Below are 18,447 nucleotides of genomic sequence, written 5' to 3' on the forward strand. Positions count from 1 at the left end.
TCGAAGGAATTTTACAACTCTTTCAAACGTAGTCTCAGCTTTCTTTTTGCGCTACCTTCCGTTCGTCGAACTCACGTTAAATTGAAGGACTTGGTTTAATTTGCCGCTCTGGTAGCCTTCTAAATCTAGCGTTGTGTACAGAAAACCATAGGATTTGAAGGCTTCGATCAGGGTTGGCAAATCCGTTTGCAAGACGAATTCTTTGACCTGATCGGGCAGCACTTCGATACGAGCGGTGTCTCCTTGCGATCGCACTCGAATATTTTTCCAACCCAACCGTCTCAAATACACCTCGGCTCGACCGACGCGCTGAAGTTTCGCGATCGTAATCTCTTCCCCGTACGGAAACCGGGAGCTAAGACACGGTTGAGCGGGCTTATCCCAGTAGGGCAATCCTAGGTATTTGGCGATTTCTCGCACCTCGGCTTTGGTAACGCCGACTTCCGCTAAGGGCGATCGCGCCCCTCGTTCCTTTGCTGCCTGAATTCCCGGTCGATAATCGTGTAGATCATCGGCATTGACACCATCAACGACGTAAGGATACCCCCACTGAAGTGCCAACGGCTTTAGAGTATCGTGCAGTTCGCTTTTGCAAAAATAGCAGCGATTCACGGGATTTGCGGCATAGTTTGGATTGTCTAATTCGTGAGTTTGAACAATCTGATGAGCAATGCCGATGGCTGCCGCTTGCGCGATCGCATCTTCGAGGTCTTCGGGGAGTAGAGAGGGAGATTCGGCAGTCAGCGCGATCGCACCGTCGCCCAACACGTCGTAGGCAATCTTGGCAACCAACGCACTGTCAATGCCGCCAGAATACGCAATCAGCGCATTTTTCATCTCGGCAAACAAGGCTTTAAGTTGGTCAAGTTTTTGCATCATTTTTTGGAATCGTCTGTTAAAACCGTCTGTTGGAACCGTCGAGGGTTGGCTCGGCAACGATGTTTAAATTAGCCCATAAAAAACAAGCAACGAATCATTAGGAGCGCAATTAGCCTTATCAGTCTCCCACGATCGCTGCTTGCCTAAAATTCTACGAAACGTAAAATTCTATGGGTTGTTTTGGGCACTCAAGCCCTAGTCATCATAGATCCGGCACTCAGCCGCATCAGGGTTGTCATCACAGTACTGTTCCAAAGAGTTTTTGGGCTTGACTTGGCGCTTGTGAGAAGCTTCGGCTTGAAGTTCTTCTACCGCATCCCAAGCGGCAGCACACTCACCAGAAGTTGTGCCGCTAATGTCGCACACAGACCGCGCATTATCACGCTCTTCTTCAATTTTCTTTTCGATATCGTTGATCGTCATAGATACTCATCCTTTGTTGAAGGGAAGCTAACTTGAATCCTCAAAGAATTCGAGAGAGTAGGTTTCTGTAACCCAATTGGTTGCTCACCCAAATCACTATTTCTGTGATACGCGAGATTGACAACACTTTTCCTAAACCCAACCAAAACATTTAAGATTCGAGGAGCCGTGAGCCAAACAACCGTTTCGCTTGATTAAGATCTTAATCGCGATCGTTACTCTATATTAACCTGTTTATTCTCTGTCCTTCATGGTCAACTGACTTGCCAACGCAGATCTCTGACCATAGCAGTATTCGGTTTTGATGCACAGCGATCGCGCTTTAGTACACTAGATAATGATGAGAGCATCTGCCTTACGGCATCCTCGTCCACCGTTAGCGGAAAACTGCCATGTCAGACCCAATCTCCGACTCTATGAAATGGGCAAGCGCCTTATCCACTCGTCCTTTTCTAGAGGCAGCCGTCGAGGAGGTGGTGATGCAAGCCCAAGCGATGCTACAAGCCCGGGCTGATGTGGGATTTGTATTTATTTCTTCAGCGTTTGCCAGCGAGTTTTCGCGGCTGCTGCCGTTGCTGCAAGACAAGTTGCCGGATGTGCCGTTGGTGGGGTGTAGTGGCGGCGGCGTGATCGGCGTGACTTTGCGAGACAAGGTGCTAGAAGTTGAGGGCGAACCGGCGTTGGGGTTGACGTTGGCACACTTGCCTGGGGTGCAGGTCAAGCCCTTTCATATTATTGGCGATGAACTCCCCGATTTGGACAGCCCGCCACACACATGGGCAGATCTGATTGGCGTTGCGATCGCAGAGCAGCCCCAGATTATTTTGTTTGCCGACCCATTTTCTGCCAAAATCAATGATCTGCTTCAGGGCTTGGATTATGCCTATCCTCAGGCTGCAAAAATTGGGGGTTTGGCGAGTTCTGGAATGCTGGGTGGCTCGTCGGGGTTGTTTTGCAATCAGCGGTTTTACCGGGAAGGAACGGTAGGGGTGGCGCTGAGCGGCAATATTGCGATCGATACGATCGTGGCTCAGGGCTGTCGTCCGATTGGTCAGCCCTACTGGGTGACGGAGGGAGAACGCAATATTATTCTGGGGCTGAAACAAGATGATGGGTCAGGAGATGTGACGGCGACGTGCCCTGGGAGCCGAACCCCGCTCGAACTGTTGCAGAATTTGGTACAAGGTTTAGACGAAGGCGATCGCGAGTTAGCCGCGCAAGAAAATCGCATTTTTATTGGCATTGCTCAGAATGAATTTAAGCAGACCTTGGATCAAGGAGATTTTCTAATTCGCACCCTGATGGGGGTTGACCCTCGCCTCGGCGCGATCGCCCTTGGCGATCGCATTCGTCCGGGGCAGCGCATTCAGTTTCATCTGCGCGATTCTGAAACTTCAGCAGACGATTTAGAAATGCTGTTAAAGCGCTATCGGCAGTCGCGATTGGCATCGTCGTTCGATGGGGAGCCGCGATCGCAGCCATCGGGCGCGCTGATGTTTGCCTGCTTGGGGCGAGGGGAAGCTCTTTATGGAGAACCCAATTTTGATTCGCAACTCTTTAGTGAGTATGTCGGTGATGTTCCAGTGACGGGGTTTTTCTGCAACGGCGAAATCGGACCGGTAGGCAGCAGCACGTTTTTGCATGGGTATACCTCTGTGTTTGGCATTTGCCGCACCAAAGATGAACCAGAAAGATAGAATTTGAATTTTGTGTTGGAAATTATTTATGGCGCTTGTTCGTGTGCGTGAGCATGTTAATCCCCTCAGTCGCAAATACCAAGATCCAGTGGAGATGCCAGACTGGAAGACGGTGTATAAAGATGCAGCCCAGCCGCTACACCTCGATGTTGGGTGTGCGAGAGGAAAATTTGTCCTAGAGATGGCGCAGCGCGAGCCAAGCTGGAATTTCTTAGGATTAGAAATTCGAGAGCCGTTAGTGCATCAAGCGCTTAGCGCAAAGCGCAACTCCGCCGGAACTGCCCATCGGGACGAACTAGAATTAAAGAATTTGCATTATTTATTCTGCAATATTAATACGTCTATTCGTCCGCTCTTAGCATCGCTGGAGGCTGGAACCCTAAGCCGAGTCAGCATTCAGTTTCCTGATCCGTGGTTTAAGCGCAAGCATCAGAAACGCCGCGTGGTGCAGCCCGAAATTGTGGATGAACTCTCGAAATATTTGATTCCGGGGGGCACAGTATTCGTGCAGTCTGATGTGCTAGATGTGGCACAAGAAATGGTCGATCGGTTTTCTGAACATCCTGCCTTTGTGCGTCAAGCCGCAGATTGGCTGCTAAAAAATCCGTTTGAAGTTCCAACTGAGCGGGAGGTGGGGGTTTTGTCGTTAAGCAATCCGGTGTATCGTGCTTTATTTTTAAGGAAATTCTCTTCATAAGGTGCGATCGCACCTTAAAGCACCTTAAAGCAAGCGTCTGAACCCTACCCCTGATTTGAAGGGCAATCTGCTGATCTCGTTACAAAAGATTAAGTCGCAAATCACTGAATATTTTAGTATGTTGATGAATACATACGCGTTGACCGAAATGAATACCGATCAACTGGATTTTTCGCGCCCGCTTATCTCAGTTATCATTCCTGCCTATAACGCTGAAAGCTTTATTGCAACAACCTTACAGTCTGTTTTAACCCAAACCTACCCATGCCTTGAAATTATAGTTGTGGATGATGGTTCCACCGATCGCACCGTTGAAATCGTTCAAGCCCTTGCTAAAACCGATCCACGAATTATTTTATTGCATCAAGCAAATGCGGGCGTGGCTACTGCTAGAAACCTAGCTATTCAGGCGTCTAGAGGAGAATTTATCGCACCGCTGGATGCCGATGATATTTGGTATCCAGAAAATTTAGAAAAGCAGCTTCAGGTAATGTTGCGCTCGGATGAATCGGTCGGGTTAGTCTATGCCTGGTCTATCTACATCACGGAAGACGATGCCCTCACCCCCACCTGCCAAATTAACTGTGTTGAAGGAGAAACCTACATTCCGCTTTTGCATGGAAATCTATTAGGCAACGCCAGTTCCTGTCTGATCCGCCGTAGTTGTTTCGAGCGGATTGGCGGATATAACGCTGAACTTAAAGAGCAAAATGCCCAGGGTTGTGAAGATTGGGACTTGTATCTTCGCATCGCCGAACAGTATCAGTTTCGCGTTGTGCCAGAGATTCTCATCGGCTACCGCCAGGTGATTGGCAGCATGTCGTTTGACTGTGAAAAAATGATGCGATCGTGCGAACTGGTTCTATCGCAGATCCAACAGCAATACCCAGAGATTCCGACCAAAGTGTTTCGGTGGACAAGAAGCAACTTTAATTGGTATTCGGCGCTGCGGTGTGAGCAACAGGGCGATCGCTCGAAGACAATCGCTTATCTTTTCCAGGCGGCTCGGCTAGACTATTTGCCTTTGTTGCGTCCGAGGTTTTACAGCATGATGCTGAGTAGTCTGCTCGTGCTGCTTTGGCAACACACCCTGGCAGTGCTAGGGCTGGGCGATCGCGCTCAACCAAAATCACCTCGGTCGCCGTTTAGACAGACTCAACTGACGCTGGCAGAACTGAACCAAATTCAGGCAAGAAAGCATCAGCAGTTCCCGCGCAAGCAGTATGGTGATTTTCTCCGGCATAGATGGCGCTCTGTGCGGCAAGAGATCGGTACGCTGTCAGGTCAGCAGACCCAGGTTGATGAAGTGCTGTCTATGCCCAGGTAGGTTATCTGTTGGTTGCCATTCCTGATGGCTTTAAATCCACGATCGCAACCACATTCGCATCTGATACCCCTGTTCCGATAACGGCAATCCTAAGTAAACCGGCATCCAAAAGATAAATGCCGCCACGACCAGCACGACGATCCACATCGCGGCAAATCTAAGGTGATAAATGCTTAACCAGCGATCGACAAACCACGCCAACGCCATTGTGGCAAAGACTGATGCCCCCATATAGTGGTACAAAAATACACAGCGAGATACGGGCATCCACGGTAGCAAATTTGCCATGTAGTTGACAAACAAGAAAACTCCGATCCACAGTTCCTTGGCTGGAAGAAGACGGGTTCTCGGTGCATAAGCTGTTGCCAAACTGGGTAGTGCCTTCCAGTTCTCGATTAGCACCCAAACCAGAAGCGCGATCGCGCCTGACGAAAGCCACCACAACACCGGATTGCCCATGGCATGGACATCGTAAACCACCCGTCCGGGGGCTAGAGTCAAGGTAGAACCCGTGGTCGGCAGTGGATCGCCAACTTTGGTCACTTGGTAGAAATATGCCACTGGGCGCAGCATTAAAATCCAGCTATACCAAGTCGAACAATAGGGATGAATGTTAGAGCCGCTCCCGACTCGCCGATGGTATGAGAAGATTTGTTGTTGCACTTCGGTGAAACTAAATTCTGGATTCAGGTGGATGTGCGGAATCCAAATTAGGCGGTAAACGATCGCCGGAATCACACCAAAACAAAGCAACAAATAGAGTGGATTAATCTGCGTTAGACGATACAAGGGAGCGGTTGAATTTGATACTTCTTGGGATTGATTGAGCGGCGGGTGTTGCCCTAGTTTTGCTTGTCTTTGTACGGGTATGTTTTGGTATTGAATAGAACCTAAAAACCGCAAAATCCATGCGAGTATCCACAGTAAAAATACACCGAATAAAAACCAGAGTCCATTCCATTTGATGGAGGCTGAAGCGGCAAAAAAGATTCCCGATCCGCTCAACCAAAGCAGTAAGTTTTTACGTGATTTGGCGCGGAGTGCTAACAGAAAAAGTAGCTGCCCCAACAATCCGAAGATGACGAGGTAGACATTGTTCAAGGCATACCGAGACTCGACTAGAAAGAGTCCGTCAAGCGCGGCAAACAGCCCTGCAATTAACGTAAACCTGCGCCGAAAACTAAGCTGGTAGGCGATTCCAGCGATTACCAAAGGAATAAAAGATCCCGTCAGTGCATTGAGCCAGCGATAGCTCCATGGGCTTAATGGCGAGCCTGTCAGCGAGTTAACCGTGTCTTTTCCAACCGGAAACTGCTGAGCGATCCAAATGCCGATCGCAATGAGGTACTTGCTTAAGGGTGGATGCCCATCAAAAAACCTTTTTTGCGTGAGATAGTTATTCGCAAAGTTTGCATAGTAAACTTCATCAAATACCAGGGTGTTAAAGCGCCCAAGTCCCCAAAATCTCAAACCGAGAGAAACTAGAAAAATGCTAATGAGTCCACCCCAGAACCACCAGTTTAGCTGTGCTGCTTTTTGAGACACTCGCATAAGAGTTTGACCGATCGAGTTCAACCTTCAAGCATACTGACGTTCTTCTTGGATTGAACAAGAAATTCTGGCTTTAGGGACTTGATTAATCTCCCAAAATAGTTAAACAATAGTTTACAAAAATGGAGGCGATGGGCTTTACTCTATAAACAAACTAACGGCTCTAAATAAAGCTCCATACCTGCCTACTGTTGATCTAGACGTTTGCCTCAGATTGGTTCACCTCAGGTTAATTCTGACTCATACGCTATCGGCTCTGCTCGTTCAACCCTCGTCTACCGACCCCACTTTCGGAGGTATTTAACTCATGATTCGCGTACTGCTAGCGGATGATCAACATCTCATTCGAGAAGGACTTAAAGCATTGCTAGAGCAGGAACCTGATTTGGAGGTGGTTGCCGATGTGAACAATGGTTGTGATGCGATCGCAAAGGTAGAAGCGTTGCAACCCGATGTGGTGCTGATGGACTTGACCATGCCCAAAATGGATGGGATTACCGCCACGCAAACCATCTGCGAACGATTTCCGCATATTCGGGTGCTCGTGCTGACGGCATCGGATGATGTAGACTCGATCAAACAGGCGCTACAGGTGGGGGCGCGGGGCTATCTCCTCAAAGATATGTCTCCCGATGAGCTTGCAAATGCGGTGAGAACAGCCTATCGAGGCTTTACTCAACTCAGTCCTGGGATTTTGCAAAAAGCCATGACTCCGGTTGAGGTGGCAAGCCCATCGCCAAAACATTTTGCAGATAGCCTGTCGGGGCAGTCAGCGAGCAATGTTCTGCCGTTTAATTTGGCGCATCGACGGGCAGCAGAGACAGATTTGCCGATCGGATTTTTGAAGCTCACAGCGCGTGAACGGCAGGTGCTCAAGCTGATCGCGGGAGGGTCTAGCAATCGAGAAATTGCTCAAACCCTGGATATTTCTGAAGGAACTGTGAAAAATCATGTGGCGAGTATTTTAGGTCGCCTCAATTTGCGCGATCGCACCCAAGCTGCGATCGTTGCCAATTCTGTCATGTCTCTTCTGTAAGTGCGATCTGTCTGTAAGTGCGATCTGGAAGTGCGATCGCGCTTCGTCAGGAACCTTGAATACTGATTGATTAGAATTATCCGCACGTCGGTTTTTGTGTTACAAGATGCTGGCGGAGATTAAAGCAATTGATATTCCTGTGTTAGCGGAGATGACGATGACTCACCTTTTGATGGATTTGCCACTGCTAGATTTGCCGACTTTGGCAGCAAATGCGACCCACGCAAGCGACGCGCTGCAAGCAATTCATGGGCACCTGTCAGATGATTGGCTAGTGTTGGCTCAGCAGTTTAAAGAAACTGACCTGCCCGGAGAAGTGGGGAAGGCATGGGGACATTTTGTCAAGACGGGTCAGGTTTGGGCACTTTTGGCAGGCTTGATTGTTGGCTACCTGGCACGGGCGCTCACGTCTTACGGCTAAGAGCATTGACAGTCTGAGAATGGCTCAGGCAGCTTGGAGGATTCATCCCAAGATGAAGCAGTACCAAAACGGTAGTGCCGAAACTCGGTACTAAAACCCGATGGTGGTTTCGCGAGACTCATTTTGCGTTTGGTATTTAGTGTGTATAGTTTGCAGTGCGCCATTTTAGATTTCTAGTTTGCTGTAGGCTAAGGAGTTGTGATTTATCCCTCCCCGGAGTAGATTCTCTTGAGTCAACCGCCCTCTTCTGAACAACCACCCAACCCCGATCCTTCATCCAAAACCTGGAGTCAGCGTTTTGAAATGGCATTGCATCCTGCGATCGCGCAGTTTAACGCCAGCATTGGGTTTGATATTGAATTAATCGACTACGACCTCACCGGCTCGCAAGCCCACGCGAAAATGCTCGCCCAAACAGGAATCATTACTGCTGACGAAGGCGAGCAACTGGTGCAAGGGCTAGAACAGATTCGGCAGGAATATCGGGCGGGTCGGTTTACGCCGGGGATTGACGCTGAGGATGTGCATTTCGCGGTCGAGCGGCGGCTGACGGAACTTGTCGGTGATGTTGGCAAAAAGCTGCACACAGCGCGATCTCGCAACGATCAGGTCGGAACCGATACCCGTCTCTACCTACGCGACCAGATTCAACAGATTCGGCAAGGCGTGCGAGACTTTCAAGCGGTCTTGTTAGATCTGGCGACCCACCACGTCACCACGCTGATTCCGGGCTATACGCACCTGCAACGGGCACAGCCGATCAGTTTGGCGCACCATCTCCTCGCCTATTTTGAGATGGCTCAGCGCGACTGGCTGCGGCTCGGAGAAATTTATCAACGGGTGAACATGTCGCCGCTCGGTTCTGGAGCGCTAGCAGGAACGACGTTTCCGATCGACCGTCACTACACGGCGCATTTGTTGAAGTTTGGCAGCGTCTACGAAAATAGCTTGGATGGTGTGAGCGATCGCGACTTTGCGATCGAGTTTCTCTGTGCCTCAAGTTTGATCATGGTTCACCTTAGCCGCTTGTCGGAAGAGGTGATTCTCTGGGCGTCTCAAGAATTTGGCTTTGTGACGCTCAAAGATAGCTGTGCTACCGGGTCTAGCATCATGCCACAAAAGAAAAATCCCGATGTGCCGGAACTGGTGCGCGGCAAAACCGGGCGCGTCTTTGGGCACCTGCAAGGGATGCTGGTCTTGATGAAAGGCTTGCCGTTGGCATACAACAAAGATTTGCAGGAAGATAAAGAAGCCTTGTTTGACACGGTGAAAACGACAAAAGCGTGTCTTGAAGCCATGACTATTCTGTTTCGAGAAGGCTTGGAGTTTAAGACAGCGCGCCTCAAAGCAGCGGTTTCCGAAGACTTTTCCAACGCGACGGATGTGGCTGATTATCTGGCAGCGAAAGGTGTGCCGTTCCGCGAGGCGTATAACCTCGTTGGCAAGGTTGTGAAAACCTCTCTTGCCGCAAATAAGCTGCTCAACGATCTGACGATTGACGAGTGGAAGGCGCTCCATCCCGCGTTTGAAGACGATATTTATGCCGCGATCGCGCCCGAACAAGTCGTCTCTGCCCGCAACAGCTTTGGCGGCACCGGCTTCGATCAAATCCGCCGTGCTTTAGAATCTGCCCAACACCGTTTAGCCTCTTTCTAATTTTTACGACGTTCTCCCTATGCCCTTGCACATTGGCGACCTTGCCCCCCCGTTTACGCTACCCGACACTCAAGGTGAGCCTGTCACCCTCGCTGACTTTCACGGCAATCGAGTTGTTCTATATTTTTACCCGCGAGACAATACTCCCGGATGCACCAAAGAAGCGATCGCGTTTCGTGATGCTTATTCTGCCTTTCAGGATCAAAATATCGTGGTGTTGGGCGTCAGCACCGATGATGCTAAATCTCACGAAAAGTTTGTCAACAAGTTCGATTTGCCGTTTCCCCTGTTGTCTGATGCAGGCGGAAAGGTTGCAGAAACGTATGATAGCTACGGGTTAAAGAAATTTATGGGCAAGGAGTATCTAGGCATTAGCCGAAATACTTTTGTGATCAGCCCAGATGGTAGGATTGAAAAAATCTACAAAAAAGTTAAGCCTGAAAATCACATCGCGCAACTCTTGCAAGATTTAGTTTGAGTTAAGTTGGTGACTGCTCGTGTTGATGTTTTCTGCCCCTGTGGGGTGCAGTTTGATAGATGTTTCTGCGTTTTGACAGATCACCTCGTGCTTAGAAACATCGCTTTCTACTGCGGTCTCGTTCTGTGAATCTATGCGTTGGTTGTGGCATTTCTTTCAAAATGTTTTGGGTGTCGTCCTTCGGCATCCTGTAACCGGAACTAGTGTGATCGCAATTTTGCCGGATGAAAAAATTGTTTTGATTCGCCGTCGAGATAATGGGTTGTGGGGGCTTCCGGGGGGCATTGTAGACTGGGGCGAAGATTTGCCCACCGCGATCGCACGAGAACTATTTGAAGAAACGGGGCTAGAGCTTGCAAAAATTCGGCGATTGGTCGGGGTCTATTCTGCGCCCGATCGTGATCCGCGCATGCATTCGATCTGCATCGTGGTGGAGGTTGAAGCACGGGGTACGATGCAGGTCACAGATCCGCTAGAAGTGATGGATGTGCAAGCATTTTGGCGAGAACAGTTGCCGGAAGGTCGGCTCTCTCATGACCATCGACAGCAGTTGCAAGACTACTTTGCCGGGTTAACGACGGTAGCGTGAGCACCAGACGTGACGCCTCGAACACCCATGATTTAATCCCTCGTTCTAGTAGATTGTCAACGTTGAGTTGAGGGGTAGAGGGGTGCATGAGTCGATGGTTTCGATTCCTAGACTACCCCTCTACCCCTCTACCCCTCGCCCATCGACTCCCACCCCCTCATTTCAAACTTGACAGACCACTAGACCACTTTGACCCGCCGCCTAAGCTCTCGAATTCCCCAAAATGCCAGGTTCAAATCTAGCTCAATGACGCTAAAGACTCCGGGCAGTTCTTGACGGAGGAGGTGGTGCAGTAGCACGGCGTCGCCTCCGGTGATGACGATCGCGCCGTTTGAAAAGTGCTGCTGCCAGTCGAGCACAAAGCTTTGGATGCTAGCGATCGCACTCTGTAAGATGCCGCTAGCGATCGCGCTTTCCGTCGTTCTTGCCCATCGAGGGGGCACGTCTGAAATCAATTTTGCCTCCAGTTCTGGCAGCGCAGCAGTGTTCTGCCCCAATGCCTGAACCTGCAATTTCAGTCCTGGCAAAATCGCGCCACCGACCAGATTGCCCTGTGGATCGGCTCCGGTGAACGTCATTGCTGTGCCACAATCGATCACTAGGGCGGGGCTGCCATAGGTTGCGATCGCGCCCCAGAGCGCCAGCGCCCGATCAATTCCCAAGGTCGAATAGACGTGATGCAACGGAATCTGAGCCAGTGTGATCACCTTCACTTGAGGATAAGCTGTCCAAGGCTTACTCTGCTTGGAGACAACCGAAGCGAACCAAAGTTCGGGGCGCGCTTTTCCATTTAAGAGCGGAATAAAGCCTCCAGGGTGGGCGATGAACGCGTTTACAACGGCTTCATCCATTGGCGGGGCATCCCAAGACTGGCACAGGGTCTCGTTCTCAAACAGCGCCCAGTGGCAGCGAGAATTGCCGATTGTCAGCGCTAGCCATTCATTCATACAGAAAAACTTATAGATTGCCTTGAGTAATAAAACTTTACAAACGGGGCGCTAACGCGAGAAACTATCCCAATACGAGAAATATTCCTTAACATATAGATAGGTAAATCCTTCCAGGAGGCAGTTATGGTAGCACTCGACGATCGTCCCCAAACCCGCTCAAAGCGCAGGCTGACGCTTCAAACCAGCGATATTGCTGCGGAGACAACGGTCATTCGCTCCTTAGATTGGGATCGCGATCGCTTTGATATTGAGTTCTCCTTGGAAAACGGCACAACCTATAACTCGTTTTTAATTCGGGGAGAAAAGGTTGCCCTGGTGGATACCTCCCACGAAAAGTTTCGCCAACTCTACCTCGATACATTAACAAAACTTATCGACCCGCAGCAGATTGACTATCTCATCATCAGTCACACCGAGCCAGATCACAGCGGCTTGGTCGGAGATGTGCTAGACCTCAATCCCAACATTACGATCGTCGGCGCGAAAGTTGCCATCCAGTTTCTGGAAAACATGGTGCATCGACCGTTTAAAAGCCAGGTGGTGAAAAGTGGAGAACGGTTGGATCTGGGCAATGGGCACGGGCTAGAGTTTGTGTCTGCCCCCAATTTGCACTGGCCCGATACTATTTTTACGTACGATACAAAAACCCAAACTCTCTTTACCTGCGATGCGTTTGGCATGCACTTTTGCGACGATCGCACCTTCGATGAAGAGTTGGAGCGAATTGAGCAAGAATATCGCCACTACTACGATTGCCTGATGGCTCCCAATGCGCGCTCTGTGCTGTCTGCCATCAAACGCATTGGTGAACTCCCCGACGTGACAACGGTAGCAACGGGTCATGGTCCGTTGTTGCGCTATCACCTCACAGACCTGATGGGTCGCTACCAAGAATGGAGCCAAACCCAGGCAAAATCGGTGAAAACAGTGGGGCTGTTCTATGTCAGCGGCTATGGGGATGGCGATCGCTTAGCCCACGCGATCGCAGAAGGCATCGGCAAAACGGATGTCGTGGTAGAAGCGATGGATTTGCGAGACGCTCAGCCCCAAGATGTGCGGGAACTCGTAGAACTCTCAAGTGGTTTGGTGATCGGGATGCCGCCTCAGTCGGGCGATATGGCAGACCCAGCCAAAACTGCGATCAGCACGATTTTAGCGGCGGCAAATGCCAAGCAAGCGATCGGTCTATTTGAGGTAGCAGGGGGGGATGATGAATCGGTGGATCTGATTAGCAACCAATTTCGGGAAGCAGGATTAACTCAAGGGTTTCCGGCAATCAAACTAGAGGGAACCCCCACCGAAGCTACCTATCAGCTTTGCGAAGAGGCAGGCACCGACTTAGGACAGTGGCTGACCCGCGATCGCGCCATGAAGCAGATGAAAGCCCTCGATAGTGATCTCGATAAAGCCTTGGGTCGCTTGAGCGGCGGACTTTATATCATTACCGCTAAACGAGGCGAAGTTTCTAGCGCCATGCTGGCATCGTGGGTGTCTCAAGCGAGTTTTGAACCCTTGGGCTTTACGATCGCCGTTGCCAAAGATCGCGCGATCGAATCACTGATGAAAGTTGGAGATCGCTTTGTGCTCAATATCCTTGAAGAAGGCAACTATCAACCCTTAATGAAGCATTTCCTCAAGCGATTTGCGCCCGGTGCCGACCGCTTTGCAGATATCAAAACCTATCCCGCAACCAATGGGTCTCCTATTCTGGCGGATTCGTTAGCTTATCTGGAATGCGAAGTTGTCAGCCGCATGGAGTGCAGCGATCACTGGATCGTTTATAGCACCGTCGATGCCGGACGGGTGGCGAAAGCCGATGCCCTGACTGCGGTTCATCATCGGAAAGTGGGCAACCACTATTAGAAATTAAACCGTCAAAAATTAAACCGTGATTCAAACGCGGGGAGCCGCTTCCCAGAAGAGGAGATGATGGGACGAAACGGGGATTTCGGGTTTTAGCCTGCTCTCCTGTTCACCAGTCTGTTTCCTGGTTGCTATCCTTGGCTTCCCCTACTCCTCTCCCCTGGCTAGTCTTCTTCCCATTTTCTCCTTGCGTCAGCCTTGCTGCAAAGCGTCCCTCATCCCTCACATTTCTTCCTATGTCAGACTCTAGACCCAGAGACGTGCAAATTGCCGAAATTGGCGTCGATACTCAAATCTTGCGATCGCGCACCTGGGATCGCCTCAAGTTTGAGATCGAGTACGCGCGGCAAAAAGGAACCACGGCCAATTCCTATCTGATTCAGGCAGAACACAGTGCCTTGATTGATCCGCCGGGGTCGTCTTTTACCGATATCTTTATCCACGAACTGCATCAGCATCAATACTTCCAGAAGCTCGATTATGTGATGTTGAGCCATGTTAACCAAAATCGCCTCGAAACGCTGAAAAAGCTGCTTGAGCTTGCGCCTCAGGTGACGATCGTATGCTCCAAGCCTGCGGCAAATGCCCTAAAAGCGGCGTTTGTCGATCGTCCGTTGCAGGTGCAAGTCGTTCGAGACGGCGACACGCTCGACTTGGGCAAAGGGCACGCCTTGCAGTTTGCCTTTGTGCCAACTCCGCGCTGGGTAGACGAACTGTGCGTCTTCGATCCGGCAACCCAAATTCTCTACACCGATAAGTTTTTTGGGTCGCATGTGTGCGACGATTCGATTTTCGACGACCACTGGAAGCAGCTAGACGAAGATCGGCGCTACTATTTTGACTGTCTTTACGCTGCCCAATCAAAGCAAGTCGAAGCCGCGATCGCACAACTCTCCAAATTTCCAGCCAGCATGTACGCTGTGGGTCACGGCTCGATCGTCCGCTACAGCCTCAGCCGGTTGACTTTGGACTATCGCGACTGGTGCAACGAGCAGAAAAACCAGGAACGCTCGGTGGCGCTGCTCTATGCTTCGGCTTACGGAAATACGGCAACGGTTGCCCAAGCGATCGCCAAAGGTCTCACCGCCTCAGAAATTACCGTCGAGTCGATTAACTGCGAGTTTGCCGATCCGGCTGATATTACCGCCGTTGTCGAACGGTGCGATGGCTTTATCATCGGCACTCCAACCCTCGCAGGGCACGCGCCGACCCAAATTCAAACCGCGCTTGGCTTGGTGCTCTCCAATGCCTCCAAAATGAAAGTAGCAGGCGTTTTTGGCTCCTATGGCTGGAGCGGCGAAGCCATCGACCTGGTAGAAAATCGCCTTCAAGATGCAGGGTATGCATTTGGGTTTGACACCATTCGGGTGAAATTTACGCCGACAGAAGAAGTCTTGCAGCAGTCGGAAAAAGCAGGGGTTGAGTTTGCCCAGATGTTGCGGAAAACGCAGAAAGTTCGAGAACCGCGTCCATTTTTGACCGAAACGAGCGATCGCACTGAGCAAGCTTTAGGTCGTGTCGTGGGTTCGCTCTGCGTGGTAACGGTCAAGCACGGCGATCGCATGACTGGCTTCCTCACCTCTTGGATCTCGCAAGCCACGTTCAACCCACCAGGGGTGACCGTTGCGATCGCCAAATCTCGTACCGAAGGCTGGCTGGATCATATAGGCGACTCGTTTGTGCTCAACGTTCTGCGAGAAGATCGGCAGCTTCGCCGCGCGTTCATGAAACCTGTGGAATTGGGTCACGATCGCTTTGCCGACCTTGAGATAGAATTTGCTGCCAATGGCTGCCCCATTCTGCTCGATGGCTTGGCATACCTCGAATGCACCGTTCAAAATCGCATGGAATGCGGCGATCACTGGCTCCTGTATGCCGAGGTGGCAAACGGTAAGGTCTTGGCAGCAAAAGCTGTAACTGCTGTCTTGCACCGCAAATCAGGCACGTCTTACTAGGGGTGTCTCACTCGTGTGCGTTGATGTGGGGTAACGCAGAGCAAGATAGCAACGGCAGCCCAGCGCTCTAAAGCCTATCCTGCTAGCCGCAATCAAATTCCATAAAAGTGTTGGGTTCTACCGAGTTGGCAAGCTGAAACAACTTGCACTTCCGAGAACGGTAGGAAATGGACGTTAGTTTTGTCCCACGCTCAATTTCTCCTACTTCCGATAGATGGCAATACGAGGGATTGCCAAATCGGGCTGGCAAAATTAGCACTAAATCTCGCCGAACTTCTCGCCAATAAATCTGCGGAAATCGCTCATAGTCATAGTCACACCGGCGTAGCATCCGCTCGATTCGCTTGTAGCGGTTGAGCGACCAATCTCGGAGCATTTGCCAAGACGGATGAAGATCGGGTGACAAAATGAATGGATAGGCTTTGCGGTACAACTGGGGCAAATAGTCGTAGATCCAAAACTGCATCATTGAACGGTAGCCTGGGTTGCGGTATGCCTGCAATTCGAGGATTTCTTGCCGACTGACCCCAAAGCGATCGAGCAATTCGGTTGGCAGATAACAAATGCCTTGCTCGGCATCTTCTCTAAGGTCGCGCAGAATGTTGTAAAACTGATCGACTACCCCAAACGCGCCCACGATGCGCCAATCGTGGGTTGATAGAAACGGCAGTATCCGAAAGAAAGACGCTGCTAGGTCTTCTAGCATGGTTTCAAACTCGGCGATCGTTTGAAAGACGAGATTGTGGTTTTTGTGATAGCGTTCGAGCGCGCTAAGATAACGATTCCAAGAGTCAATCGACAACTGGTTAACCGGATCAGAGCCGTTGCAAAACCAGCGATCGCGAATGCTTTCAAAGGTTTTACGATGCCCCCCGACGGGCTGAACTTGACCCGTTGCCATCAGCCACTTCCAACTGTCCTGAAGACCCCGAAACTCTGATGCGCTCGCGTCTAAAAATTCGCTTTCAGCCAGTCGATCTGCCAGCCGAATCCAGCCAATTCGCTCGATCCATTCTTGCTGAACGTCTGACTCTAGCTCCATTACCCAAGCGGCATTGTCTTCGTCCTTGAGGGCGTCATCTGCGATCGCAAGATGGTGCGACGAACCAACTAGTTGGGATAGTGACGACGTATTCATACAAAAAGTCAAAATCTCTTCAGGCTGCTAGGGTGCGCTCTAGGTCTAGGATTCCCAGATTTTTTTAAGAACAACAGGGCATGTGTTTTGTATCACAGCCAAGCATTCTAAACTTGGCTAACCCAGCTTTAATGATGTGATGGTTTAGTTAGGCATCAGACGCGAGGCAAGAGAGAGGGAGCAGAACACCTAGCCTAGGGAGGAGTGCCGGTCAGTCTTCCTTAGGCTCTGGCGGCTCAAGTGACTTGAATTATTTTATAGACCGCGATGTTGGCTGCTTTGCTTGGCTGGGTAGATGCGGTTTGGCAAATAGCCGCTAGGGTTGAGGAATAGCCGCTCGGTAGAGCATAGACTGCTACAACACAGCTTGTCTGTGAAGGGATCAGCGATCCGATAATGGCTCAACGGAGGCATCAAAGGTGGAGAAAGGGCAAGTGAGACACGGGTTAAAAAACCATAAACCTACAGAAAGTGAGGTGGTTTACAGGCTTTCTCTCAACCGTTTTAGTCTGAGATTGGTGTTTTGGCACGCCAAATTTGGAAATTTTTTGCAAACTTCGTCAAATTCCTTCTAGAATTCGGTTCAAGGCTCTATGTTTGCTAAAAAACAACTGAGTTTAAAATTACTGGCGATGCGCTGGCTCACAGAAGGTAAACCTCACCAGGTAAACCTCACCGTGGGCATCTCCCCATCCTGACAGCATCATCGGGCACTCTTGCTTCTTAGAGCCGTCTTTCCTCTTAAGCTCGTCGTCCTGCACTACGTAAGGAACACAGTTATTATGTCACTTTTTGATTGGTTCGCAAATCGACGAAAATCAGGCTCTCCTGTCTCAGAAGGACAAGAGCGGGAGATTGCGGATGGACTATGGACAAAATGCGAATCCTGTAGCGCGTTGACCTATACCAAAGATTTGCGATCGAACCAAATGGTGTGCCTAGAGTGCAATCACCATATGCGCGTCACGAGCGAGCAACGCATTCAGCAGATGATCGATGCCGATACCTGGGTTGCCATTGATGAAGGATTGAGACCTACGGACCCGTTGAAATTTCGCGATCGCAAAGCCTACAGCGATCGCCTACGAGATGCTCAAGAAAAAACCCATCTTAGCGATGCTGTGCAAACCGGGATCGGGCAAATTGAAGGCGCTCCCATCGCTCTAGGCGTGATGGACTTTCGCTTTATGGGCGGCAGCATGGGGTCGGTTGTAGGGGAAAAGCTGACCCGCCTCATCGAGCGGGGAACTCAGCAGCGGCTTCCGGTTGTGATTGTGTGTGCCTCTGGCGGGGCGCGAATGCAAGAAGGGATGCTGAGCCTGATGCAAATGGCAAAGGTGTCGGGGGCGCTACAGCGTCATCGGTCAAATCGCCTGCTTTATATTCCGGTTTTGACTCATCCCACCGCCGGTGGAGTTACCGCTAGTTTCGCCATGCTAGGAGATATTATCTTGGCAGAACCCAAAGCCACGATCGCCTTTGCCGGACGCCGAGTGGTCGAGCAAACCCTGCGCGAAAAGCTCCCCGACGACTTCCAAACCTCTGAATATCTCTTGACGCATGGCTTTATCGATGCGATCGTGCCCCGCACCCAACTGAAAAAGACCTTGGCTCAGTTAGTTCGTTTGCATCAGCCTACCTTGCGTCAGACGCCAAAGGGAACGCAGATTCCGGGCATCAAAACCCTGACTACGGTTCCTGAGTAGCTCATTTGACTGGGCAAGAGTGGATAAAAGCAGAAACTCAGTCCCCTTTCCATCCTACTTTTCTGAGAATCTCTTCATTCT

16 protein-coding genes are annotated in these 18,447 nt (G+C 50.5%); 11 read left to right on the forward strand and 5 right to left on the reverse strand.

From position 1 onward, the window contains the following. Window positions 1–51: 51 nt before the first annotated feature. Entirely contained in the window at window positions 52–879 is an 828-nt protein-coding gene (gene larE, locus GS601_RS07355; RefSeq protein WP_162422631.1) for an ATP-dependent sacrificial sulfur transferase LarE, read from the reverse strand. A gap of 195 nt (window positions 880–1,074) precedes the next feature. Further along, the gene (locus GS601_RS07360) at window positions 1,075–1,302 is read right to left on the reverse strand and encodes a Calvin cycle protein CP12 (protein ID WP_162422632.1); all 228 of its coding nucleotides are present in this window, start codon (window positions 1,300–1,302) and stop codon (window positions 1,075–1,077) included. 392 nt (window positions 1,303–1,694) lie between these two features. On the opposite strand from GS601_RS07360, the gene GS601_RS07365 reads away from it, so the two are divergent. From GS601_RS07365 to GS601_RS07375, 3 genes are all read left to right on the forward strand, one after another. Further along, window positions 1,695–2,999: an FIST signal transduction protein gene (locus GS601_RS07365; RefSeq protein WP_162422633.1), complete on the forward strand. Its 1,305-nt coding sequence runs from the start codon at window positions 1,695–1,697 to the stop codon at window positions 2,997–2,999. A gap of 28 nt (window positions 3,000–3,027) precedes the next feature. After that, complete coding sequence (gene trmB / locus GS601_RS07370; RefSeq protein WP_162422634.1) at window positions 3,028–3,696, forward strand: tRNA (guanosine(46)-N7)-methyltransferase TrmB; 669 nt, start codon at window positions 3,028–3,030, stop codon at window positions 3,694–3,696. 148 nt (window positions 3,697–3,844) lie between these two features. Further along, window positions 3,845–5,023, forward strand: coding sequence for a glycosyltransferase family 2 protein (locus GS601_RS07375; RefSeq protein WP_162422635.1), 1,179 nt, complete (start codon window positions 3,845–3,847; stop codon window positions 5,021–5,023). A gap of 30 nt (window positions 5,024–5,053) precedes the next feature. On the opposite strand, the gene GS601_RS07380 is transcribed toward GS601_RS07375, so the two are convergent. Then, window positions 5,054–6,574: a dolichyl-phosphate-mannose--protein mannosyltransferase gene (locus GS601_RS07380; protein ID WP_162422636.1), complete on the reverse strand. Its 1,521-nt coding sequence runs from the start codon at window positions 6,572–6,574 to the stop codon at window positions 5,054–5,056. 307 nt (window positions 6,575–6,881) lie between these two features. Here GS601_RS07380 and GS601_RS07385 point away from each other — a divergent pair, with 307 nt between their 5' ends. From GS601_RS07385 to GS601_RS07405, 5 genes are all read left to right on the forward strand, one after another. Continuing rightward, window positions 6,882–7,610, forward strand: a complete 729-nt coding sequence (locus GS601_RS07385) for a response regulator (protein ID WP_162422637.1) — start codon at window positions 6,882–6,884, stop codon at window positions 7,608–7,610. A 157-nt stretch (window positions 7,611–7,767) separates the two neighbouring features. Beyond that, on the forward strand, window positions 7,768–8,031 hold the full coding sequence (locus tag GS601_RS07390; RefSeq protein WP_202924942.1) for a hypothetical protein: 264 nt from the start codon (window positions 7,768–7,770) through the stop codon (window positions 8,029–8,031). 228 nt (window positions 8,032–8,259) lie between these two features. Further along, window positions 8,260–9,687, forward strand: a complete 1,428-nt coding sequence (gene argH, locus GS601_RS07395) for an argininosuccinate lyase (protein ID WP_274381957.1) — start codon at window positions 8,260–8,262, stop codon at window positions 9,685–9,687. 19 nt (window positions 9,688–9,706) lie between these two features. Further along, a complete protein-coding gene (bcp, locus tag GS601_RS07400) occupies window positions 9,707–10,165 on the forward strand; it encodes a thioredoxin-dependent thiol peroxidase (protein ID WP_162422638.1) in 459 nt (152 codons plus the stop codon). 133 nt (window positions 10,166–10,298) lie between these two features. After that, a complete protein-coding gene (locus tag GS601_RS07405; RefSeq protein ID WP_162422639.1) occupies window positions 10,299–10,754 on the forward strand; it encodes an NUDIX domain-containing protein in 456 nt (151 codons plus the stop codon). A 179-nt stretch (window positions 10,755–10,933) separates the two neighbouring features. Here the strand turns inward: GS601_RS07405 and GS601_RS07410 are convergent, their stop codons facing one another. After that, window positions 10,934–11,701 (reverse strand): pantothenate kinase, encoded by a 768-nt coding sequence (locus tag GS601_RS07410; RefSeq protein ID WP_162422640.1) that lies wholly within the window; start codon window positions 11,699–11,701, stop codon window positions 10,934–10,936. 126 nt (window positions 11,702–11,827) lie between these two features. Here GS601_RS07410 and GS601_RS07415 point away from each other — a divergent pair, with 126 nt between their 5' ends. Together GS601_RS07415 and GS601_RS07420 are read left to right on the forward strand one after the other, a co-directional pair. Further along, window positions 11,828–13,567 (forward strand): diflavin flavoprotein, encoded by a 1,740-nt coding sequence (locus GS601_RS07415; RefSeq protein WP_162422641.1) that lies wholly within the window; start codon window positions 11,828–11,830, stop codon window positions 13,565–13,567. Window positions 13,568–13,803: 236 nt separating this feature from the next. Next, complete coding sequence (locus GS601_RS07420; RefSeq protein ID WP_162422642.1) at window positions 13,804–15,522, forward strand: diflavin flavoprotein; 1,719 nt, start codon at window positions 13,804–13,806, stop codon at window positions 15,520–15,522. Between the two features lie 82 nt (window positions 15,523–15,604). On the opposite strand, the gene GS601_RS07425 is transcribed toward GS601_RS07420, so the two are convergent. Beyond that, window positions 15,605–16,660, reverse strand: coding sequence for a squalene/phytoene synthase family protein (locus tag GS601_RS07425; RefSeq protein ID WP_202924943.1), 1,056 nt, complete (start codon window positions 16,658–16,660; stop codon window positions 15,605–15,607). A gap of 782 nt (window positions 16,661–17,442) precedes the next feature. Here GS601_RS07425 and accD point away from each other — a divergent pair. Beyond that, the gene (gene accD / locus GS601_RS07430) at window positions 17,443–18,366 is read left to right on the forward strand and encodes an acetyl-CoA carboxylase, carboxyltransferase subunit beta (protein WP_162422643.1); all 924 of its coding nucleotides are present in this window, start codon (window positions 17,443–17,445) and stop codon (window positions 18,364–18,366) included. The last annotated feature ends 81 nt before the right edge of the window (window positions 18,367–18,447 follow it).

The organism is Myxacorys almedinensis A, assembly GCF_010091945.1.
Classification (GTDB): domain Bacteria; phylum Cyanobacteriota; class Cyanobacteriia; order Leptolyngbyales; family Leptolyngbyaceae; genus Myxacorys; species Myxacorys almedinensis.

Bases quoted from the DNA above. Each gene is read 5' to 3' on its own strand.
- larE (WP_162422631.1), bottom strand. From the start codon at position 879: ATGATGCAAAAACTTGACCAACTTAAAGCCTTGTTTGCCGAGATGAAA.
- GS601_RS07360 (WP_162422632.1), bottom strand. From the start codon at position 1,302: ATGACGATCAACGATATCGAAAAGAAAATTGAAGAAGAGCGTGATAAT.
- GS601_RS07365 (WP_162422633.1), top strand. From the start codon at position 1,695: ATGTCAGACCCAATCTCCGACTCTATGAAATGGGCAAGCGCCTTATCC.
- trmB (WP_162422634.1), top strand. From the start codon at position 3,028: ATGGCGCTTGTTCGTGTGCGTGAGCATGTTAATCCCCTCAGTCGCAAA.
- GS601_RS07375 (WP_162422635.1), top strand. From the start codon at position 3,845: ATGAATACCGATCAACTGGATTTTTCGCGCCCGCTTATCTCAGTTATC.
- GS601_RS07380 (WP_162422636.1), bottom strand. From the start codon at position 6,574: ATGCGAGTGTCTCAAAAAGCAGCACAGCTAAACTGGTGGTTCTGGGGT.
- GS601_RS07385 (WP_162422637.1), top strand. From the start codon at position 6,882: ATGATTCGCGTACTGCTAGCGGATGATCAACATCTCATTCGAGAAGGA.
- GS601_RS07390 (WP_202924942.1), top strand. From the start codon at position 7,768: ATGACTCACCTTTTGATGGATTTGCCACTGCTAGATTTGCCGACTTTG.
- bcp (WP_162422638.1), top strand. From the start codon at position 9,707: ATGCCCTTGCACATTGGCGACCTTGCCCCCCCGTTTACGCTACCCGAC.
- GS601_RS07405 (WP_162422639.1), top strand. From the start codon at position 10,299: ATGCGTTGGTTGTGGCATTTCTTTCAAAATGTTTTGGGTGTCGTCCTT.
- GS601_RS07410 (WP_162422640.1), bottom strand. From the start codon at position 11,701: ATGAATGAATGGCTAGCGCTGACAATCGGCAATTCTCGCTGCCACTGG.
- GS601_RS07415 (WP_162422641.1), top strand. From the start codon at position 11,828: ATGGTAGCACTCGACGATCGTCCCCAAACCCGCTCAAAGCGCAGGCTG.
- GS601_RS07420 (WP_162422642.1), top strand. From the start codon at position 13,804: ATGTCAGACTCTAGACCCAGAGACGTGCAAATTGCCGAAATTGGCGTC.
- GS601_RS07425 (WP_202924943.1), bottom strand. From the start codon at position 16,660: ATGAATACGTCGTCACTATCCCAACTAGTTGGTTCGTCGCACCATCTT.
- accD (WP_162422643.1), top strand. From the start codon at position 17,443: ATGTCACTTTTTGATTGGTTCGCAAATCGACGAAAATCAGGCTCTCCT.